The following is a 700-nucleotide window of genomic DNA, read 5'->3' as shown; positions in this document are numbered from 1 at the left end:
GTGTGGGTGATTGAGGTCGGCGCTGCCCCTCACCTGCCTGCCGGCATCCTCTCCCCGTATAGGGACGGGGAGAGGGACGCTGTCACCACCGGTTTCGCCAATCACCGCCGTCGCAAGAAAGACGCCGAGGTCGCGGCTAGACCCCTTGTCCCCGTCCCTATACGGGGAGAAGGTGCCGGCAGGCGGATGAGGGGCGGCGGCAACCAAAGGATAACTGTTCTAAACCGGAGTGACGACTTGAAAGCCAAACTGGGCATGTCCCCCATTGCGTGGTGGAACGACGATCTTGCGGAACTCAGCGATGACGTGTCGCTGGAAGAATGCCTGCGCCAGTCGCGCTCGGCCGGCTTCACCGGCATGGAGATGGGCCGGCGTTTTCCCAATGATCCCGAAATCATGCTGCCGATCCTGAAGGCGTCCGACGTCACGCTATGCGGTGGCTGGTTCTCCGGCACGCTGGTCGATGGGGAGATGGCCGACAACAAGGATCGCATCCAGCCGATGATCGACCTGTTCAAGGCGGTGAATGCGCCTTGCATCGTTTATGGCGAAGTCGGCCGCTCGATCCAGGGCGACCGCTCGAAGCCGCTGGCGACCAAGCCGAAGCTGTCGGATGACGAGATGAAGGCTTACGCGAAACGCCTGACCGCGTTTGGCGAATGGTGCGCCGAACAGGGTATGCCGCTGTCCTATCATCACC

1 pseudogene is annotated in these 700 nt (G+C 62.1%); it reads left to right on the top strand.

The annotated features are described in order from the left end of the window. Window positions 1-237: 237 nt before the first annotated feature. Window positions 238-700: pseudogene (locus EN906_RS36155) on the top strand (myo-inosose-2 dehydratase); the annotation flags it as partial.

It is taken from the genome of Mesorhizobium sp. M7A.F.Ca.CA.004.06.1.1 (genome assembly GCF_003999135.1).
Classification (GTDB): Bacteria; Pseudomonadota; Alphaproteobacteria; order Rhizobiales; family Rhizobiaceae; genus Mesorhizobium.
This window is presented reverse-complemented; position numbering and strand designations above follow the sequence as displayed.